We start from the raw sequence: 17,883 nt of genomic DNA on the forward strand, positions 1-17,883 counted from the left end.
GGATGGCCGTCGAGAACCTTGGCAAGGCGTCGCAGGCAGCGTTCTCCAAAATTGTGTCAAGTCAGAAAAATGCTTGCGCCGCAGCAATTATTCGTTCGCGAAGAATAGCGAGACGAGGATCGAAAATGCGTCATGCGATCCCTTGCAGACGGCGGTGGAACAGGGGCGGAGAGGGCCGCTTCACTCGTCAACCAAAACGTAAACTGTTGAGACCAAATATTCAGGCGATCGACCTTGCGAATATTCCGACTCGCGATTTCGTCGATCACGTTGTATGAATTTCCTGCGCCAACCGAGGGAGGGCTCCATCTATGGCGAAAGCAGTGAAGAAGGCGAAGAAGGCAAAGAAGGCGAAGAAGGCCAAAAAGACGAAGAAGGTCGTGAAGAAGACCAAGAAGGTTGCCAAGAAGAAGGTAGCCAAGAAGAAGGCCAAGAAGGTCGCCAAGAAGAAGGCGAAGAAGACCAAGAAGGCCAAGCGCAAAGTGGGTCGTCCGCGCAAGGCCAAGGCCGCTGCGCCGGCTATGCCGTCCGCCTAACTCCTGACATCGTGCGGCGCTGGGCATCGTGCCATCGCCGCGCACAAAAAAGCCCCGGTCTCACGGCCGGGGCTTTTTCTTTGTCCTGACGCGACGACCGTTTGCGGATGGCGATCGCCGCGTGCGGGCGTCTCGCGCAAGCGCGCGTCAGACGCCGGCGGCCTTGAGCCGCGTGTTGCAGGCTGACCAGAACTGCGGCCATTTCTGTCCGTTGGTGGCGTTGGCGGACTTCGCGTTCGCCCATTCAGCGCTGCAGCGCTTGCGTCTTTCGGCGAAGACGCCAGTCGATTTCGCCCGCCCCTTCGCCTTCGTTTTCGGCTCATCGGGCGTCGTCGCGGGCGCTGTCGCAGCTGTTGATGTCGATGGCTGCGCGGTTGTCGCGGCGGGCGTGGGCGTCGCTGCAGGGCGTCGCAACGGATTTGTCTGCGCGAAGGCGGCGGCAGCGGAAGCCGCGAGAAGGAGCGCGGCTGCTAGGGTCTTCATGACGGATATTCTCCTTGCTGGGATCATCCGTTCGGCGTCGCCCCGGCCCGTCGCCATCAGGACGCCGCAGCTTACATCTGCGTGAGGCGCACTTGGCAAGGCGTCACGCCAGCGCAATCGTGCCGCCATCCCACCCGCACAGGATCCGCTCCCATGGCGCAGAAGCTCATCGAACTCCATTACTGGCCGACGCCGAACGGCTGGAAGATCTCCATCATGCTCGAGGAATGTGCGCTCCCCTATGATGTGAAGCTCGTCAACATCGGCAAGGGCGAGCAGTTCAAACCTGAATTTCTCGCCATCTCGCCGAATAATCGCATGCCTGCGATCGTCGATCCCGATGGCCCTGGCGGGGAGCCGATCTCGGTGTTCGAGTCCGGCGCCATCCTGCAATATCTCGGACGCAAGACCGGAAAATTCTATCCGTCGGACGAGCGCAAGCGCGTGCAGGTCGAGGAATGGCTCTACTGGCAGATGGGCGGGCTCGGCCCGATGTCGGGGCAGAACAATCATTTCCGGCACTATGCGCCGGAGCGCATTCCCTATGCCACGAACCGCTACACCGACGAGGTGAACCGCCTCTATGGCGTGATGGACAAGCGGCTCGCGCAGCATGAGTTCCTCGCCGGCGAGTATTCGATCGCTGATATGGCCTGCATCGGCTGGACGCGCGGCCATGAGCGGCAGGGACAGGACATCAACGAGTTCCCGCATCTGAAGCGCTGGCTCGACGCGGTGCAGGCAAGGCCCGCCGTGCAGCGCGGACTGGCTGTCGCGGCGGAAGCGCGCGCGCAGAGCAATCTCGCGACCGACAAGGAGGCGCAGAAGATCCTCTTCGGCCAGCGGGCGCGCGCCTGAGCGCTTCGGTGTGTTGATCGCGCGCGGCGCTATCCGCCCCGCGCTCGATATTTCACTTGATCGGGATAGTCACCGTGAGCATGCCGCCCCATTGCGGGCCGCCGCCATTCTTGTTTTCATTGATATTGCCCTTCATGCAGGGGATCGCGCGCAAACTCATCAGGGAGAGTGCGCGCGCTTCGGCGTGCGAATAGTGCGGCGCCGCACTGCAGTCGCGAAAACCGGCCGAATAAATACGGTGTCGGGCAGGCGCCTTATCAGTTCACGCGCGACCAGGTCACCGACTTGCAGATAAGGCCCGCGAGCGCGCAGCCGCGCGTGGTGAGCTTGTCGCCGGCGAGCGTCATCTTGCCGGTGTAGGTCTTGCCGTCTTCGGGATTGAAGGCCTTGCCTTCCCACGCATTGGCGCCGGCGGGCTTCATGTCGAAGAAGACGCGCTGTCCGACCTTGGCGGGGCTGTCGGCCGATTTCAGCCAGGTGATCGTGCCGCAGAGCGCGCCGCCGCAAGGCGCGATGCGCACGCGGGATTCGCCCGTGTCGCGCGCCCAGACGCCCGTCGCGTCGTCAGCGTAAGCCTGCGCTGCGCCCGCGAGCAGCAGGCCCGCCGCTGCAAGAATTCGATATCGCATCTGAGACTCCTCCCGAATTTTCGGCGATCCTTCCATATCGGATGGCCGTGGTGAACCATGCGCTGCGGCGACGACTGCGCGCCGGGCGTTCGTCATCGCAGCGGCCAGCTCGCCATGCGGCGCATGCGGCCAATCAGCGTGGCGTCGAGCGAGCCTGAGCCATAGTCGATGTCGGCGATGCGCCAGCGCTTCGCCTGGCTGTCGAAGACGCCGGTGACGATGAGCCGGCGCGCATTCCCCGCGATGCCGAGATCAACCGTCGCGCGACGCTCGCCATCGGGCGCCGGCGTCGAGGCGACGCGATTGAGGATGATCTCGCGATTGGGCAGCGCGCCCCAGCCGAGGACGAGATGCAGGATCGGACCGTCGGGCTCGCTCGCCGGTAGCGTATGCTTCCGGCTCTCGACGATGAGCGCGCGCACTTCAGGCGTGAACAGGTCGAGCGTCGCGTCTCCAGAGGGGGATGCGGGGCTCTTGTTCCGCGCGATCTCGTCCCCGTAGAGCCTGACGACCCAGGCCTCGAAGCCCGCCTGATTGTCCTGCGCGCGGGCTTGCTGGAAGGTTGCGGCGAGAAGTCCCGCCGCGATCGCCGGGGCGAGGCTGCGCCTGTCAAAGGCCGTCTTGAAGACCCTCATGGGCGATTCCGTCCCGGCCGGCGCGCGGCGTCGACCTCTCGCCTTCATCAGCCGGAGCGGCCGCCATCGCCGATGTGCTGGCCCGCACCGCGCGTGCAGGCGCAGCTTTATCGCCGGTCAGGGCGATTTCCCGGAAATGGTGAACCCAAACCCAATGGAATCGGCCGGATTGAGTTGAAATGACACGATTTTTCCACGGCGCGCGGGAGACCCCGCTGTTTCTGCGCCGCCCTTCACCGCCGGTTTACGACGCGGCTTAAGCGCTCGTTTGAGCCTGTGCGCCAGCATACTCCCAAGACGGCGGGGATGGGGTTCCCTGACGTCGTCCAAGAAAACACGGGGACAGCATCATGGGACGTTTTGAATTCCGGAGCGAACAGCTCGAAACCGCGGCGACGCCGGCGGAGACCTATCTGGCGCTTGGCATGGCGTCGATCTCGGGCCGCGATGGCGAGCCGGATCGCGTCGAGGCGCACAAGTGGTTCAACATCGCGGCGATCCGCGGCTGCCGCGAGGCGGCGGCGCGTCGTGGCGAGGTCGCCATCGAGATGTCGGCCGAAGAGATCGCCCAGGCCCAGCGCGCCGCGCGCCAGTGGCTGACGCTGCACTAAGCGCCTGACGGCCTTTCCAGACTGGCCTCAGCGCCGCCTGAGGGCGGCGCGGGCCTGCCGGGCTTTCCCGCTGAGGGTTTCGCGCCGGAAAGCCTTGCCGAAGTTCCTGCCGCTGCGGCCTTGTCATCGCCGCGATGCTTCGCTATCTCCCCGGCGCGATCCGGGCCCGGCCACAGCGCTGAGCCTCCTGTTGGGGGATCGTCTAACGGTAGGACTGCAGACTCTGACTCTGCCTGTCTAGGTTCGAATCCTAGTCCCCCAGCCAATCCGGCCCTTCCCTTTGTGAAATAAGAGAAATCTGCCGGCGATTGCGGGTGCTCTCGCAATGGTCTGTGGGTGTTGCGCTCGCTCGCCATCCTAAGACAGTTGGCGGGCTGACTCGACTTCGCTCGCGTCGGGAAGTGGATAAGGGCCGCACAGACGTTGCGTCACATCACGGCTGGCGGCATCGTTTCAAATCACTGGGGAATGAGGCTGGGATGGACGGGCAGGCGCTCGACGCGATCCGAGGGCATGCGGCGCGCGCAGCCGGCAAGGGCTATGGCGACGTACGGCTTAGGGCGCGCAATCGCGATCTCTCAGCTACCCAGACGCCTCGCAGGTAGAGCGGCGTCGCAGGATAGGGGGCGGTCTTGATGACAACAGGCAATCTCTTTTTCGACCAACGCTTCCTCACGAAACATGCGGGAACGATAATAACTGACCCCACAACTGCCGTGGTGGAGTTGGTCGCCAACGCATGGGACGCTTACGCTACTCAGGTCTCGATTAGTTGGCCTTATCGCGGAACGACTCAGCCTTTCACGATTCAAGACAACGGCAAAGGGATGTCTGCCGCAGAATTTGAGGCTCGTTGGTCCACGTTGGACTACGATCGGCTCAAGCATGACGGCGCCCAATCCACGCCGCCCGCTGACCTAGCTGGCATGCCGCCTCGACAGGTGTATGGGAGAAACGGAAGGGGCAGACACGCGGCGTTCTGTTTTGGCGAATCCTATCAACTGACGACGTGGCGTGACGGCGAGTACCAACGCTACCTTGTTGAACAGACGATCACGCAACCGATTTCTTGGCGCTTAATCAACTCCGGCAAACACGCGGGTCACGGAACAGAAATAGTGGCGATCAAGCCGTCGCAAATAAATGTCTCGCAAGATCAGGTGCGGGAGGCGATTGGTATGCGTTTCTTGCTTGATCCCAATTTCGTTGTAGCTGTGAATGGGACAGAGGTATCGTTCGAGGATATACCTAAGCACGTGAAGGAAAGTATTTGCGAAGTGCCGTTGCAGGGGACTGCACGAATATTGATGATAGACTCTTTAAAGTCCGATCGCACAACCAAGCACCACGGTATTGCGTGGCGCGTTCTAAATCGCCTTGTCGGCAAGCCGGGCTGGGGCGGCAGCGACTATGAACGCATTCTCGATGGTAGAACGCGCGAAGCAAAGCGCTATACATTTCTCGTTTTTGCGGATTTTCTTTCTTACGCAGTGAAACCCGACTGGTCAGGATTCGATCCAAACCATGTCGGCTGGCATCTAGCTCGAACTGCCGTTCAAGATCATATCAAAGCACTTCTAAGAGCTTATGAGAGCGAAGAGAAGAGCAATTCGAAAGCACTGGTGAAGTCGCGCGTTGGTACTCGGCTTAAATTGGTTCCACCCGCTGGCCGCGATCGATGGAACGCTTTCGTAGATGAAGTGATCGAATCGTGTCCTTCAATTTCAACAGATGAAGTGACAGACCTTGCGGAAATACTGGCAAAGCTAGAGCAGTCATCATCGAAATATGGCTTAATATCGCAATTGCATGCGATGCCTTTAGACGACTTGGATAGACTTCATCAGTTGCTGAGCGATTGGACAGTTCAGACGGCGAAAGCGGCGCTTGATGAAATTCAGACGCGCCTAAAATTAATTGCAGAACTTGACGCAAAAATTCGTGACCTAAAGGCGGATGAATTGCATGATCTCCAGCCGCTGTTTGAAAGAGGTCTTTGGATTTTTGGTCCTCAGTTCGAGAGTATTGAATTTACCTCAAATCGCGGAATGTCAGAGGTCATTCGTCGCATCTTTGGCAAGCAGGATGTGGGCTCAAGAAATCGTCCAGACTTCGTGATTTTGCCAGATAGCAGTCTCGGCTTCTATTCAAGGGATGGATTCGGCGCAGATCATGAAGCTAGCCGAGTAGCAAGCCTTGTGATTGTAGAACTAAAAAAACCAGGAAAAGTAATTAGCACGGAAGAAAAAGGTCAGGCTTGGAAGTACGTGAAGGAATTGATCGATCGAGGAATGATTGATGGAAGCTGCGAAGTAAATTGCTTTGTCTTGGGCTCTTCGATTGATCCAACAGAGAACTCGGTCACAACGCACTATAATGAAATGGTTCGCGTTCATCCTTTCACATTCAGCATGTTTTTGCGCCGCGCAGAAAGCCGCATGCTGAATTTGCGATCGAAGTTGGCGGATGCACCTTTCCTAAAAGAACAAGGTCTCGACGTTGAAGCCTTCGTGGCTGCTGAAAACGACTCATCCGCGAGCAATGATTTATTTGGACCTTTATCTGAAAACGAATTGGCAACGATGAGGTCTAGAGCTCGAGCGGATGCGTCTGCGCGAAGCTTAGTCTGAAGAAGCTGCCGAAGTCTTACTAAGTATTTTTCCGAAGATGACTCCACGATGACGCAAGAGCAGGTTGGCGTCGTTCATTAGAACGCTGGAGGAAGCTTTGCGTGTATTTATTGCGGGCACCATCTTAGTTGCGACTGCTGTCGGAGCCGTGGCGCAGACAGTTCTTATTCCGGCTGCACCGGCGGTGGTTGCCTCGCCGGGCGTCCTCGAACAAATACTCGCTGAGCTCAAGGCTATCCGCGCCGAGCAGGCGGCGCGCAGGATCACGCCAATCTTCGTTCCCTATGCTTGTGATTCTGGTCCCGAGTCTTGCAAGATCAGCGCGAATACGACGTGCATCAACATCGGCTATAAGGCCGCGGTGTCACCTTCGCCTATTGCTGCTCCAAACTTCGACAAGGGCTTCTGGTGCCGCGACTAACTTAACCCCAGGATCCTAGCGTCGATCGCGCCCCCCTCACGGCATCGGATAATCGTCCGCGTTCAGCACCCAGCCCTTCTTCTCCGAGAAATCCAGCCGCGGCGGCGAGAAGATGTCGACGAGCTGGTTGAGGCCTGGCTCCATGCCGCGCGTCGTGTGGATCGCCGGCGGCGGGATCACCGTCACCGACGGCGATTTCACATGCTCATGCGTATCCTCGCGCCACTGCGTCATGTCGACGGTCCAGGGCCAGCGCAGATGGTGGATGAAGGAGCCGTCGACCGCGAGCGAGCATTGTTCGAAATCGTCGTGATGATGCGGCGACAGCTTGTGGATGTCGCGCGGCCCCATCTGCGGCGCGAGATAGTTCACCATCACGGTCGTGCAGCGCCAGATGCGGCCGAAGCGGCCGGGCTCGTCGGGCACGTCGAGCGAATAGGTCCTGATCTTGAAGCCGCCCTTCGGCGCCGGCCACATCTTGTAGGGCGGCAGGTTCGGATGCGGCGTCGCGTAGGATTTCGCATTCGAGCATTTCGCGTTGAGGTCGGGCGACTGCGCGGAAAAGAGCCGGCACGCGCGGCCGCCTTTCGCGAGCGTGATTGAGCCTTCGCCCGGCGGCATGATGATGAGGGAATAGCCGTCGATCGTCTCGGTCTGGCCCTTCGCCGTCGCCGTGACCGGCGTATTTTTGTCCGGGACGATCACGACATATTCGTCGAGCTGGTTGTCGCGTTTGAACGTTGCGCCGGGTTTGGCATCGGTCCAGGCGAGCACATAGTTCTGGCCGCGATGCCACCAGGTCCTGCCGTTGGCGTCATCCTCCTGCGGCGTCTCCTGATAGAAGAGGCCATATTCGGCGCCGGCGTAGGTCGATGGCGGCGGCGCCGATGCGGAGGCCGTGGAGGCGAGGGCGGCTCGCGGATCGGACTTGTCGTACATCATGGTCTCCTTCGCCTGTGAGGCAGGCGCCTGTCATTTTGAGAGGCGGCGGCGGGGCGTTGACGCTGGTCAGTGCGCCTTTCCCTGCACGCCGGCGAAAATGCCGGCGGGGAAGATGAAGAGGACGAGCAGCAGCACGGAGAGCGCCGCGACATTCTTGAAGCCGGCGCCGAAGATCACGATCGCCACCGCCTGCAGCACGCCAAGCAGCACGCCGCCGGCGAGCGCGCCCGCCGCGCTGCCGAAGCCGCCGATGATCGCGGCGATGAAGCCGTTCACGCCAAACGGCGTGCCGATATTGTAGGCCGTCACCTGCGTCGGCGTGACGAGGATGCCGGCGACGGCGCCGAGCGCGGCCGACAGCGCAAATGACAGCATCAGCATGCGGCTGACGGGAATGCCGAGAAGCGCTGCGGCTTCGCGGTTCTGCGAGCAGGCGCGCAGCGCGCGCCCCGCCGTGGTGCGCGTGAAGAACAGCCAGAGCAGCCCGACCATCAGCGCGCCGCAGCCGAGAATCCAGAAGATCTGGTAACCGATCGCGATCTGGCCGATCTTCAGCGGACCGCCCGAGGTGAATTCATCGAAGGTGCGCGGCTGGTCGCCAAGGGTCAGGATGGTGATGCGCTCGATCATGATCTGCGTCGCGAGCGTCGCCAGGATGATCGCGAACAGCGCCGCGCCGCGGTTCCACATGGGACGGACGACTGCGAATTCGATCAGGATGCCGGACAGCGCGACAAGCGGAATGGTGAGGATCGCGGCGAGCCAGATCGGCAGGCCAAGCCGCGTCAGCAGCGTGTGGCAGATCATGCCGCCGAGCATCACGAACACGCCCTGGGCGAAATTCACGATGCCGCTGGCGTTATAGATCACGCAGAAGCCGATGCCGACGAGCCCGTAGATCAGCCCGACGCCGACGCCGGTGACGAGGCTCTGCAGCAATTGCGTCATGTCAGCCATTCACGGCCTCCGTTCCGCCGAGATAGGCGGCGAGCACATCAGGGTGCGTCTTGATTTCGGCGGGGGAGCCCTCGGCGATCTTGCGGCCGAAATCGATCACGACGATGCGCTGCGCGACGCGCATCACGAGGCCCATGTCGTGCTCGACGAGCAGCACGGTGACGCCGCGCTGGTTGACGCGTTCGATGACGTCGGCGAGCGCCGCCGTCTCCTGCATGTTGAGGCCGGCGGCGGGTTCATCGAGCAGCAAAAGTTTCGGTTCGGCCGCAAGCGCGCGCGCGACTTCGAGCAGGCGCTGCTGGCCGTAAGGCAGCTTGTCCGCGAGCACCTCGCCGCGTCCCCCAAGGCCGACGAAAGCGAGCAGCTCCTCGGTCTTCGTCGCAATCATCTCTTCCTGCTCACGCATCCAGCGCGGTCTGATGAGGGCGGACGCCACGCCGCCGCGCGTCACGCGATGGAATCCGGCGCGCACATTGTCGGCGACCGAGAGGTCCTTGAAGAGCTGCACGAGCTGATAGGTGCGCACGAGGCCGCGGCTCGAAATCTCGTGCTGCGGCTTTCCCGTGACGTCCTCGCCGGCGAAATGCACGGAGCCCGCGGTCGGCGCGAAGAAGCCGGAGATCATGTTGAACAGCGTGGTCTTGCCGGCGCCGTTCGGACCGATGACGGCGAAGAGCGCGCCGTCGGCGATGTCGAAGCTGATATTGTCGTTTGCGACGAGCCCGCCGAAGCGTTTCGTCACCTGCCGGATGGAGAGCATGGTCATGACGCGCGCGCCGCCGGCTGGAGCGTCGCGAGCTGCGACGCGTCGGCCTTGCGACCGGTGAGGGCGGAGAAGCCCTGTCCGATGAGCGCGAAGATTCCCTTCGGCGCGAAGATCAGGATCGAGACGAGGATGATGCAGTAGGCGACGTCCTGCAGCTCCTTCAGGCCGCGCAGGAATTCCGGCAGCATCGCGACGATGAGCGCGCCGATCACGGGTCCCCAGGTCGTGCCGACGCCGCCGAGGAACAGCATGGTGAAGCTCTGGATCACCATGGCGCCGCCGAACACCTCGGGGCTGATGAAGCCGACGAAGTGCGCGAACAAAGAGCCAGCGGCCGACGCATACATCGCGGCGATGACGAAGGCCGCGAGCTTGTAGCGCGCGACATTGATCCCAAGCGCCTGCGCCGCCGGCTCGCTGCCGGCGATGGCGCGCAGCGCGCGGCCGAAGCGGGAGTCGCGCAGCCTTGTCGATATCCACACGCCGAGCAGAAGCAGGATCGCAAGCGCGACGAGCTGCTGCTTTTCGGTCGCGAGCTCGAAGCCCGCGACGCCGATCGCCGGAATGCCGGAATAACCCATATAGCCCTGGGTCAGACCAATCCATTCGATGCTGATCTCATAGGTGATGAGGCCAAGCGCGAAGGTCGCCATGGCGAGATAGTGGCCGCGCAGCTTCAACGTGGGATAGCCGACGATGGCGGCGATCACGCCCGCAAACAGCATCGAAGCGAAGAAGGCGGCGACCGGGTCCCAGTTGTAAGTCGCGGTCAGAATGGCGGTGCCATAGCCGCCGAGCGCGGCGAAGGCGTTCTGCCCGAACGAAGCCTGGCCGGTGTAGCCCATGAAGAAATTGAGGCCGGTGCAGAAGATTCCATAGATCGCGGCGAAGCCGATCACGGTGACGACATAGCCGTTCGAGGTCAGCGCAAAACCGAGCACCGCCAGCACCAGCGCGACGGGGAGGGCGGCGACCGCGATCCGTCTAGTGGAGGTAGTAGCGCGAGAGGTCATGATGCGACTTGATCTCGTGAGCAGGTAGTTCGGCGACGATGCCGCCGAGCGAGAGGACATAGACGCGCTTGGCGAGTTTCAGCGCGAGCGGCGCCTTCTGCTCGACGAGCAGGATGCCGAGGCCCTTGCGATTGAGCTGGCCGAGCGTCTCCAGAATTTCGGAGGCGACGCGCGGCGCGAGCCCGAGCGACGGCTCATCGAGCATGAGGAGCTTCGGCCTCGCCATCAGCGCGCGGCCGATCGCCAGCATCTGCTGCTCGCCGCCGGAGAGCGAGGCGGAGACTTGCTCGTAGCGCTCCTTCAGGCGAGGAAAGAGCGCGAACACATCTTCTAGCCGCTGCTCCACCGTCTCCGTCGACGCATCCATGGTGTAGGCGCCGAGGATCAGATTCTCCCGCACCGACATCTGGCCGAAGAGCCCGCGTCCTTCCTGCACCATGATGATGCCTTCGCGCGCGCGCCCATGAGTCGGCAACGCGGTGATGTCGCGGCCCTTGAACAGGATGCGTCCGGTCGACGGCGTGAGCCGTGTCATGGCGCGGAGCATCGTCGTTTTGCCGGCGCCGTTCGGGCCGAGCACCGTGACGAGTTCGCCCTCGGCCACGGTGAGACTTGTCGGCTTCAGCGCATGAACCCGGCCGTAGAAGGCTGAGAGTTCATGCGCCTCCAGAAGCGCTGCGGAAGCGTCAGGCATCAGTTCTGCGCGATCACTTCACGGCGAAGGCGCCGTTGCGCAGAACGCCGATCACATAGGGGTTTTCAGTGACGCCGACATGCTGGTCAGCGGAGAAGTTGAGCTTGGTGAAGGCGCCCTGGAAACCCGTGACCTTCTCGATCGCGTCGCGCACTTCCGAGCCGTCGGTATTCTTGGAAATCTCGATCGCCTTCGCGAGCACCTGGATGGCGTCCCAGCCGCGCGCGCCGGCGTTCGGATCACGATCGCCATACTTTTCGCGCCACACCTTGAGGAAGGCGTCGGCCGCCTCACGCGCAGGACCGGCGGGGATGGATTCCGGAATCTGCACGCCGGGAGCAGGGAACATGAAGCGCTCGCCGAGAATTTCGCCGGCCTGCTTCAAAGGCGCGCCGTCATCGAGACTTGCGAGCAGCAGCATCTTGTCGAGGCCGAGCTGCCTGATGTTTTTTGCGACCGTGACGGTCGAGCCGCCCTGTCCCATTTTCACGACAGCGCCGCCGCCGCCGCCATTGATGCGGCCGATCTGCACGCTGTAGTCGGCGTCGTCGGGCTTGTAGGATTCGACCGCGACGACCTCGAGACCGAACTCGGCCGCGAGCTTCACGCCGAGATCCTTCATCAGCGTGGCGTAAGGTGTCGGGTCATGGAGAATGCCGATCTTCCTGATGTCGGTCTTCTCCTTGATGTAGCGATAGCGCGCCTCGATCTCGAAACGCGGCGGCGGCAGCACGCTAAAGGCCCATTTCTGTTCTTCCGGCCGCGGCGGCAGGATCGAGCAGAGCACCATCGGCAGCTTCGCGCGCACGACCGCGCCGGCGGCGGCGAAATTGCCGGCGGAGACGCAGCCGCTCGCGAACGCCTGCACATTGTCGTTCGACATCATCTTCCGATAGACAACGACCGCTTCCTGCGGCTCCGAGCGGTTGTCCTCGACGATGAGCTCGACCTTCTTGCCCGCGAGACCGCCCTTCGCATTGAGAACGTCGACAGCGAGCTGCTGACCGTCGCGCCAGGCGCGATCGCTCGCGGCGGCGTAGCCCGTGAGGCCGACGGCCGTGCCGATCTTGTAGGTCTGCTGGGCGAGCGCGGCGTGCGAAACGCCAAACGCAAAACACGCGGCGCCGATCGCCCCGAAGCGAAATTTCATGCCTTCCTCCCATGTTTCGTTATTCGAAACAACGTTCTGTTTTTGAAATAATGCGGGCGGGGTCTATCGCTGTCAAGCGCGCTCGATGCGAACGCGCGCGAATTCATTCCATTCAGGCGCGCGCGCGATAGCCCAGCAACTCGGAAATTCGCGCGGCGGCGCCGGTCGTCTCGCGGATCTGATCGTCCGACGGCGTTTCCTCGATGAACTGGATGGAATCGACGATGCCGACAGTTGCGACGATGGCGCCGGTCGCGTCGAAGACGGGAGCGGCGAGTGTATTGAGGCCAATGAGCGACTCGTTGTAACCGCCGGCCCAGCCGCGCGTCCTGACGCGCTCAAGCTCCTGCTCGAGCGCAACGGCGCTGACGATCGTGTAGGGCGTCAGCATTTCAAGCCGCGATCGCAGCACCTGCCGACGCTTCTCCTCATTCACATAGGCGAGCGCGACTTTGCCCTGCGCCGAGGCGTGATAGAGCAGAAGAGAGCCGCGTTTCACGCCGATCTCGACGAGGGACCGGCCTGAAATCGCAGCGAGCACGCGCACGCCGTCATGCTCGACCTGCGAGAGAACGCTGTAATGCCCGAGCGTGTCGCGCAGATTCCTGAGCACGGGCGTGGCGATGTCGACGATGTCGAGGCTGTCGCTGACCTGCCGGCCGAGCGAGATCAGTTTCGACCCGACGTGATAGCGCTCGGTTTCCGGCTCCTGTGCGAGATAGCCGTGCAAAGTGAGCGTCTGCAGATGGCGGAAGATGCGGCTCTTGGTGGTGCCGAGCGCTTGCGCCAGCGCCGTCACGCCAACCGCTTTTCGCTCATGCGAGATATGTTCGAGAATGCGCAAGGTGAGCGCGACCGCCTGGACGCCGTCGTCGACCTGGCCGGCGATGCGCGGCATGTATCACCCTCCTCAACATGTCGGCCGGCGGCGACAAAGCGCTTGACAGTCGCTGGCGGCGGGCGTTGTTTGTGCTGAAATACAGCACATCGTTCTGATGTACGATACAAAATGCGAGGAAACGCTGGAAATGTCAAGTGCAGCGCGCAAGCCGTCGCCGATGGAGTTCCGCCGCCGCTTTCTCGCGGGCGAGACCCTGCTCGGCTCCTTCATCAAGACGCCGACCGGACATGCGACCGAAATCCTCGGCGGCGTCGGCTTCGACTTCGTCGTCATCGATGAGGAGCACGCGCCCTTCGATCGCGTCACCATCGATCAGACTCTCCTGGCGGCGCGCGCCGCTGGCACGGCGGGCATCGTCCGCGTCGCAGAACCGACGCCGGCCAAATTGCTCGCCGTGCTCGATGACGGCGCCATCGGCGTGCTCGTTCCCCATGTGTCGACGCCGGAGAAGGCGCGCGAGATGGTCGCGGCTTGCCGCTATCGCGGCGGCAAGCGCGGCTTTTCCAATTCGCCGCGCGCGGGAGATTATGGCGGCGCGGGAGTATGGGCCCATGTCGACGCGCAGGACGCGACGGTCACCGTCATCGCCATGATCGAAGACCCTGAGGCGCTCGATCATCTCGACGAAATCCTCGCGGTGGACGGGCTTGATGGCATCTTCGTCGGACGCGGCGACCTCACCGTCGCGCTCGGCGCTCCCGGCATGGACTCGCCGCAGACCCTTGCTGCGACCGAGAAGATCGCGGCGGCGGCGCGCAAGGCGAAGAAGCCGATCTGCATGATGGTCGGCGGCGCGGCGGACGCGGCGAAATTCACGGAGATTGGTGCGAGCGCCTTCATTGTCTCGTCGGATCAGGGGCTGATGCGGCAGGCGGCGACCAAGGTCGCCGGCGATTTCATGGCGCTGCGCAAGACGGCGTGACGTCGGCGCGCCCTTACATCAAGGAGTTGAACATGGCAGCGACAGGCGATCCGAAATCGATCGAGAAGCGCATCGACGCGCTCATGGTTGGCGCCGTCGACCCGCATGTGCATAGCGGTCCCTCGATCGCGCCGCGCGCCATCGACCATCTCGAGCTTGCGCGCGAGGCGTCGAAGGCGGGAATGGCGGCGATCGTGACCAAGGATCACGATTATGCCGGCGTGATGACGGCGGCGCTGATCAACAAGCATCATCCCGAGCTGACGACGAAGGTCTATTCCAGCATCGTGCTCAACAATGTCGTTGGCGGCCTCAATCCCTACGGGGTCGAGCACACCGCGGCGATGGGCGGCAAGATCGTCTGGCTGCCGACGCTCGCCGCCGCCAATCATCTCAACTGGGAAAAGGAATCCGGGCGCTCCCATCCCGCTTCGACATCGAAGATCAGGCCGGCGAGCGTGGTGCCTGTCACCAACAGCGACGGCGCGGTGCGCGACGACGCCAAGGAAATCCTCGATGTGGTGGCGAAGACCGGCATGGCGCTCGCCAGCGGCCATCTCCATGCGAAGGAGACGCTGACGGTCTTCGCGGAAGCGAAGAAGCGCGGCGTCAAGCGTATGATCTTCACCCACCCCGAGGATATGGTCTATGCGACGCTGGAGGATGTGCGCGAGGCGGTTGCGATCGGCGCCTATGTCGAGCACTCGCTGTGCATGTTTCTCGACGGCTGCAAGTTCAAGCATCACGAGGCGAGCTACCTCAAGGAGATGATCGACGCCGCCGGCGTCGAAAAAACCATCATGTGCTCGGATCTCGGCCAGGTCGGCGTCTTCCATCCCGTCGACGGCATGCGGCGCGGCATCAGGATGTGCATGGATCTCGGCTATTCCGACGCTGACATCCGCAAGATGTTCTCGACGAACGTCGCCCATGTGCTCGGGATCGAGAGCGATCTCCCGGCGCGCGCCGCCGCCTGAGACAACCTCTGGCGCCGGCGCGGCGATGTGAGAAGATCGCCGCTCCGATTTCCATCAAGCGAGGCGTTATTCATGGCGCGCAAAGTCATCATCACCTGCGCGGTGACGGGTTCGATCCATACCCCGTCGATGTCGCCCCATCTGCCCGTCACGGCGCAGGAAATCGCAGACGCTGCGATCGGCGCAGCCGAGGCGGGCGCGTCGATCGTGCATCTCCATGCGCGCGATCCAAAGGACGGGCGGCCTGATCAGAGTCCGGAAGCCTTCCTGCCGTTCCTCAAGGTGATCAAGCAGCGCTCGAACTGCGTGGTGAACATCACCACGGGCGGCGCGCCTGGCATGACGATCGAGGAGCGGCTGAAGCCCTGCGCTGTGTTCAAGCCGGAGGTCGCCTCGCTCAATATGGGCTCGATGAATTTCGGTCTGTTCCCGATGCTGGCCCGCTACAAGGAATTCGAGCACGATTGGGAGAAGCCGGCGCTGGAAGCTTCGCGCGACCGCGTCTTCAAGAACACATTCAAGGATATCGAAGGCATCCTGACGACCTGCGCCGAGAACGGCACGCGCTTCGAGATCGAATGCTATGATATCGGCCATCTCTACACGCTGGCCCATTTCGTCGATCGCGGCCTCGTCAAGCCGCCCTTCTTCGTGCAGAGCGTGTTCGGCATCCTTGGCGGCATCGGCCCACATCCGGAAGACGTGATGCATATGAAGCGCACGGCGGACCGGCTGTTCGGCGACTCTTATCGCTGGTCGGTGCTCGGCGCCGGCCGGAACCAGATGCCCATCATCACCATGGCGGCGTCGATGGGCGGCAATGTGCGCGTCGGCCTCGAAGACTCGCTGTGGGACGGTCCAGGCCAACTGGCGAAATCGAACGCTGCGCAGGTGAAGCGCGCGCGCCAGATCCTCGAAGGGCTGGGCCTTGAAATTGCGACGCCGGAAGACGCGCGCGAGATCCTGCAGCTCAAAGGCGGCGATCGCGTCGAATTCTAGGTCTGGACAGTAATAGGCACATGCACGCGCTGATCGTTTACGCCCATATGGAGCCGACCTCGTTCACGGCGGCTCTCAAGGACAAGGCTGTCGAGACGATCGAGGCGGTCGGCCACAGCGTCGAGGTGTCCGATCTCTATGGCTCCGGCTTCAATCCCGTCGCCGGGCGGCATGACTTCACCAGCGTCGCCGACGCCTCGCGCTTCCATTACCAGAATGAGCAGGCGAAGGCGGCGGAGCAGAAGGCGTTCGCCGATGAGCTCAAGCGCGAGCAGGATCGCGTGAGCCGCGCCGACCTCATCATGTTCGCGTTTCCGCTGTGGTGGGGCGGGCCGCCGGCGATCCTGAAGGGCTGGCTCGAGCGCGTGCTCGCCTATGGCTTCGCATATGTCGATGGCGCGCGTTTCGACAGCGGCCTGTTCAAGGACAAGCGCGGCCTGTTCTGCGTCGCGACCGGCGGCACGCCGCAGCGTTTCTCCGACGAGGGCGTCTATGGCCCGATCGAGAAGGTGCTGTGGCCGGTGCAGCGGCTGGCGCTTGAATATATGGGCATGAAAGTGTTCGAGCCCTTCGTCGCCTATGGCGCGCCGCGCGTCGATGACGCCGCGCGTAAGGCCTATCTCGAAGCCTGGGGCGAGCGCGTGAGGCAAGCGCTGGTCTGAACCGGCCTTTTCATTTCTCCGCTTTTATCGTTACGCGACTTCCCAATAGTGTGGATCGCCGAACGCCTCCTTCAGGACAATCCGGGGCAATCATCTTGGCGGCGACCGAAAGCGCCGGGCGACCCCCGCTGCGGCTATTCGAATGAAGAGGAGAGCGTCATGTTGAAAGTGATTGCCGCCGCGTTGGGCGTGTTGCTGCTGGCGCAGCCGGCGGCCGCCGAGGTGAAGCCGTTTCCCGCAGGCTTCCGCATCCAGAACATCGAGAGCAACGGCGCGACCATCCATGTTCGCTCGGGCGGCAAGGGTCCGGCCGTCGTGCTGATCCATGGTTTCGGCGATACCGGCGACATGTGGGCGCCGCTCGCCGCCGATCTCGCGCGCGATCACACTGTCATCGCGCCCGACCTGCGCGGCATGGGCCTCTCCTCTTATCCCGCAGGCGGATACGAGAAGCGGAATCAGGCCGCCGACATCAGGGGCGTGCTCGAAAAACTCGGCGTCGATCGCGCCGTCATCATTGGGCACGACATCGGCACCATGGTCGCCTACGCCTACGCCGCGCGCTACCGCGACAAGACGGAGAAGCTCGTCGTGATGGATGCGCCGGTTCCCGGCGTGCCGCCGTGGGATGAAATCCTGCGCAATCCACTGCTCTGGCATTTCTCGTTCGGCGGACCTGACGCCGAGCGTCTCGTGAAGGGCCGCGAGCGCATCTATCTCGATCGCTTCTGGAACGAATTCGCCGGCGACCGCGCGAAGATCGACGAAGAAGCGCGCCGACACTACGCCGCGCTCTATGCGCGGCCGGGCGCGATGCATTCGGCCTTCGCGCAATTCCTCGCCTTTCCCAGAGACGCCGAGGAGAACAAGCCCGAAGTCGCGAACAAGCTCGCGATGCCTGTGCTCGCGATCGGCGGCGAGAAGTCGTTCGGCGCCATGGAAGCGGTCGTGATGCGCAATGCGGCGACTGATGTGACCGAGGTCGTGATTCCGAAATCCGGCCATTGGCTGATGGAGGAAGAGCCCGTCGCGACCATCGCCGCGATCCGTAAGTTCCTCGATCGGAAATGAGCGCCTGTCGGCCGGAGTCCCGCTCC

General features: G+C 62.6%; 20 protein-coding genes and 1 tRNA gene. 11 read left to right on the forward strand and 10 right to left on the reverse strand.

Features of this window, described 5'->3' with window-relative positions:
- Positions 1-323 precede the first annotated feature (323 nt).
- The gene (locus L8F45_RS07845; protein WP_342362314.1) at positions 324-536 is read left to right on the forward strand and encodes a hypothetical protein; all 213 of its coding nucleotides are present in this window, start codon (positions 324-326) and stop codon (positions 534-536) included.
- Between the two features lie 147 nt (positions 537-683).
- Here the strand turns inward: L8F45_RS07845 and L8F45_RS07850 are convergent, their stop codons facing one another.
- Positions 684-1,019 (reverse strand): hypothetical protein, encoded by a 336-nt coding sequence (locus L8F45_RS07850; protein WP_342362315.1) that lies wholly within the window; start codon positions 1,017-1,019, stop codon positions 684-686.
- Between the two features lie 153 nt (positions 1,020-1,172).
- Between L8F45_RS07850 and L8F45_RS07855 the strand changes: the two genes are divergently transcribed.
- The gene (locus L8F45_RS07855; protein ID WP_342362316.1) at positions 1,173-1,877 is read left to right on the forward strand and encodes a glutathione S-transferase N-terminal domain-containing protein; all 705 of its coding nucleotides are present in this window, start codon (positions 1,173-1,175) and stop codon (positions 1,875-1,877) included.
- Between the two features lie 257 nt (positions 1,878-2,134).
- Here the strand turns inward: L8F45_RS07855 and L8F45_RS07860 are convergent, their stop codons facing one another.
- Together L8F45_RS07860 and L8F45_RS07865 are read right to left on the reverse strand one after the other, a co-directional pair.
- Positions 2,135-2,506 (reverse strand): DUF2147 domain-containing protein, encoded by a 372-nt coding sequence (locus L8F45_RS07860; RefSeq protein ID WP_342362317.1) that lies wholly within the window; start codon positions 2,504-2,506, stop codon positions 2,135-2,137.
- Between the two features lie 92 nt (positions 2,507-2,598).
- On the reverse strand, positions 2,599-3,141 hold the full coding sequence (locus tag L8F45_RS07865; protein WP_342362318.1) for a hypothetical protein: 543 nt from the start codon (positions 3,139-3,141) through the stop codon (positions 2,599-2,601).
- Between the two features lie 350 nt (positions 3,142-3,491).
- On the opposite strand from L8F45_RS07865, the gene L8F45_RS07870 reads away from it, so the two are divergent.
- From L8F45_RS07870 to L8F45_RS07885, 4 genes are all read left to right on the forward strand, one after another.
- The gene (locus tag L8F45_RS07870; protein WP_342362319.1) at positions 3,492-3,752 is read left to right on the forward strand and encodes a sel1 repeat family protein; all 261 of its coding nucleotides are present in this window, start codon (positions 3,492-3,494) and stop codon (positions 3,750-3,752) included.
- A 191-nt stretch (positions 3,753-3,943) separates the two neighbouring features.
- Positions 3,944-4,017: transfer RNA gene (locus tag L8F45_RS07875), tRNA-Gln, on the forward strand.
- 370 nt (positions 4,018-4,387) lie between these two features.
- Positions 4,388-6,382: an ATP-binding protein gene (locus L8F45_RS07880; RefSeq protein ID WP_342362320.1), complete on the forward strand. Its 1,995-nt coding sequence runs from the start codon at positions 4,388-4,390 to the stop codon at positions 6,380-6,382.
- A gap of 64 nt (positions 6,383-6,446) precedes the next feature.
- Positions 6,447-6,803: a hypothetical protein gene (locus L8F45_RS07885; protein WP_342362321.1), complete on the forward strand. Its 357-nt coding sequence runs from the start codon at positions 6,447-6,449 to the stop codon at positions 6,801-6,803.
- Positions 6,804-6,839: 36 nt separating this feature from the next.
- On the opposite strand, the gene L8F45_RS07890 is transcribed toward L8F45_RS07885, so the two are convergent.
- The 7 genes from L8F45_RS07890 to L8F45_RS07920 all read right to left on the reverse strand — a co-directional run bounded on the left by L8F45_RS07890 (position 6,840) and on the right by L8F45_RS07920 (position 13,223).
- Positions 6,840-7,745, reverse strand: a complete 906-nt coding sequence (locus L8F45_RS07890) for a cupin domain-containing protein (protein WP_342362322.1) — start codon at positions 7,743-7,745, stop codon at positions 6,840-6,842.
- A 66-nt stretch (positions 7,746-7,811) separates the two neighbouring features.
- The gene (locus L8F45_RS07895; RefSeq protein ID WP_342362323.1) at positions 7,812-8,702 is read right to left on the reverse strand and encodes a branched-chain amino acid ABC transporter permease; all 891 of its coding nucleotides are present in this window, start codon (positions 8,700-8,702) and stop codon (positions 7,812-7,814) included.
- Positions 8,695-9,468, reverse strand: coding sequence for an ABC transporter ATP-binding protein (locus L8F45_RS07900; RefSeq protein ID WP_342362324.1), 774 nt, complete (start codon positions 9,466-9,468; stop codon positions 8,695-8,697). The genes L8F45_RS07895 and L8F45_RS07900 overlap by 8 nt, the downstream gene beginning before the upstream one ends.
- Positions 9,465-10,481, reverse strand: coding sequence for a branched-chain amino acid ABC transporter permease (locus L8F45_RS07905; protein ID WP_342362325.1), 1,017 nt, complete (start codon positions 10,479-10,481; stop codon positions 9,465-9,467). Before L8F45_RS07905 ends, L8F45_RS07900 begins: the two co-directional genes overlap by 4 nt.
- Positions 10,453-11,175, reverse strand: a complete 723-nt coding sequence (locus tag L8F45_RS07910; protein ID WP_342362326.1) for an ABC transporter ATP-binding protein — start codon at positions 11,173-11,175, stop codon at positions 10,453-10,455. The genes L8F45_RS07905 and L8F45_RS07910 overlap by 29 nt, the downstream gene beginning before the upstream one ends.
- A gap of 13 nt (positions 11,176-11,188) precedes the next feature.
- Positions 11,189-12,325 (reverse strand): ABC transporter substrate-binding protein, encoded by a 1,137-nt coding sequence (locus tag L8F45_RS07915; RefSeq protein WP_342362327.1) that lies wholly within the window; start codon positions 12,323-12,325, stop codon positions 11,189-11,191.
- Between the two features lie 112 nt (positions 12,326-12,437).
- Positions 12,438-13,223, reverse strand: a complete 786-nt coding sequence (locus L8F45_RS07920) for an IclR family transcriptional regulator (protein ID WP_342362328.1) — start codon at positions 13,221-13,223, stop codon at positions 12,438-12,440.
- A 130-nt stretch (positions 13,224-13,353) separates the two neighbouring features.
- On the opposite strand from L8F45_RS07920, the gene L8F45_RS07925 reads away from it, so the two are divergent.
- From L8F45_RS07925 to L8F45_RS07945, 5 genes are all read left to right on the forward strand, one after another.
- Positions 13,354-14,148 carry an HpcH/HpaI aldolase family protein gene (locus tag L8F45_RS07925; RefSeq protein WP_342362329.1) on the forward strand — a complete coding sequence of 265 codons (795 nt, stop codon included), beginning with the start codon at positions 13,354-13,356 and terminating at the stop codon, positions 14,146-14,148.
- A gap of 32 nt (positions 14,149-14,180) precedes the next feature.
- Positions 14,181-15,125 (forward strand): DUF6282 family protein, encoded by a 945-nt coding sequence (locus L8F45_RS07930; protein WP_342362330.1) that lies wholly within the window; start codon positions 14,181-14,183, stop codon positions 15,123-15,125.
- Positions 15,126-15,197: 72 nt separating this feature from the next.
- Entirely contained in the window at positions 15,198-16,124 is a 927-nt protein-coding gene (gene kce / locus L8F45_RS07935; RefSeq protein WP_342362331.1) for a 3,5-dioxohexanoate:acetyl-CoA acetone transferase, read from the forward strand.
- Positions 16,125-16,144: 20 nt separating this feature from the next.
- Positions 16,145-16,786, forward strand: coding sequence for an NAD(P)H-dependent oxidoreductase (locus L8F45_RS07940; RefSeq protein WP_342362332.1), 642 nt, complete (start codon positions 16,145-16,147; stop codon positions 16,784-16,786).
- A 159-nt stretch (positions 16,787-16,945) separates the two neighbouring features.
- Positions 16,946-17,857, forward strand: a complete 912-nt coding sequence (locus L8F45_RS07945) for an alpha/beta fold hydrolase (protein ID WP_342362333.1) — start codon at positions 16,946-16,948, stop codon at positions 17,855-17,857.
- Positions 17,858-17,883 lie beyond the last annotated feature (26 nt).

It is taken from the genome of Terrirubrum flagellatum, from assembly GCF_022059845.1.
Classification (GTDB): domain Bacteria; phylum Pseudomonadota; class Alphaproteobacteria; order Rhizobiales; family Beijerinckiaceae; genus Terrirubrum; species Terrirubrum flagellatum.

What these genes read in the sequence shown, in the direction of transcription:
- L8F45_RS07850 (WP_342362315.1), bottom strand. Translation starts at nt 1,019, where the DNA reads ATGAAGACCCTAGCAGCCGCGCTCCTTCTCGCGGCTTCCGCTGCCGCC.
- L8F45_RS07855 (WP_342362316.1), top strand. Translation starts at nt 1,173, where the DNA reads ATGGCGCAGAAGCTCATCGAACTCCATTACTGGCCGACGCCGAACGGC.
- L8F45_RS07860 (WP_342362317.1), bottom strand. Translation starts at nt 2,506, where the DNA reads ATGCGATATCGAATTCTTGCAGCGGCGGGCCTGCTGCTCGCGGGCGCA.
- L8F45_RS07865 (WP_342362318.1), bottom strand. Translation starts at nt 3,141, where the DNA reads ATGAGGGTCTTCAAGACGGCCTTTGACAGGCGCAGCCTCGCCCCGGCG.
- L8F45_RS07870 (WP_342362319.1), top strand. Translation starts at nt 3,492, where the DNA reads ATGGGACGTTTTGAATTCCGGAGCGAACAGCTCGAAACCGCGGCGACG.
- L8F45_RS07880 (WP_342362320.1), top strand. Translation starts at nt 4,388, where the DNA reads ATGACAACAGGCAATCTCTTTTTCGACCAACGCTTCCTCACGAAACAT.
- L8F45_RS07890 (WP_342362322.1), bottom strand. Translation starts at nt 7,745, where the DNA reads ATGATGTACGACAAGTCCGATCCGCGAGCCGCCCTCGCCTCCACGGCC.
- L8F45_RS07895 (WP_342362323.1), bottom strand. Translation starts at nt 8,702, where the DNA reads ATGGCTGACATGACGCAATTGCTGCAGAGCCTCGTCACCGGCGTCGGC.
- L8F45_RS07900 (WP_342362324.1), bottom strand. Translation starts at nt 9,468, where the DNA reads ATGACCATGCTCTCCATCCGGCAGGTGACGAAACGCTTCGGCGGGCTC.
- L8F45_RS07905 (WP_342362325.1), bottom strand. Translation starts at nt 10,481, where the DNA reads ATGACCTCTCGCGCTACTACCTCCACTAGACGGATCGCGGTCGCCGCC.
- L8F45_RS07910 (WP_342362326.1), bottom strand. Translation starts at nt 11,175, where the DNA reads ATGCCTGACGCTTCCGCAGCGCTTCTGGAGGCGCATGAACTCTCAGCC.
- L8F45_RS07915 (WP_342362327.1), bottom strand. Translation starts at nt 12,325, where the DNA reads ATGAAATTTCGCTTCGGGGCGATCGGCGCCGCGTGTTTTGCGTTTGGC.
- L8F45_RS07920 (WP_342362328.1), bottom strand. Translation starts at nt 13,223, where the DNA reads ATGCCGCGCATCGCCGGCCAGGTCGACGACGGCGTCCAGGCGGTCGCG.
- L8F45_RS07925 (WP_342362329.1), top strand. Translation starts at nt 13,354, where the DNA reads ATGTCAAGTGCAGCGCGCAAGCCGTCGCCGATGGAGTTCCGCCGCCGC.
- L8F45_RS07930 (WP_342362330.1), top strand. Translation starts at nt 14,181, where the DNA reads ATGGCAGCGACAGGCGATCCGAAATCGATCGAGAAGCGCATCGACGCG.
- kce (WP_342362331.1), top strand. Translation starts at nt 15,198, where the DNA reads ATGGCGCGCAAAGTCATCATCACCTGCGCGGTGACGGGTTCGATCCAT.
- L8F45_RS07940 (WP_342362332.1), top strand. Translation starts at nt 16,145, where the DNA reads ATGCACGCGCTGATCGTTTACGCCCATATGGAGCCGACCTCGTTCACG.
- L8F45_RS07945 (WP_342362333.1), top strand. Translation starts at nt 16,946, where the DNA reads ATGTTGAAAGTGATTGCCGCCGCGTTGGGCGTGTTGCTGCTGGCGCAG.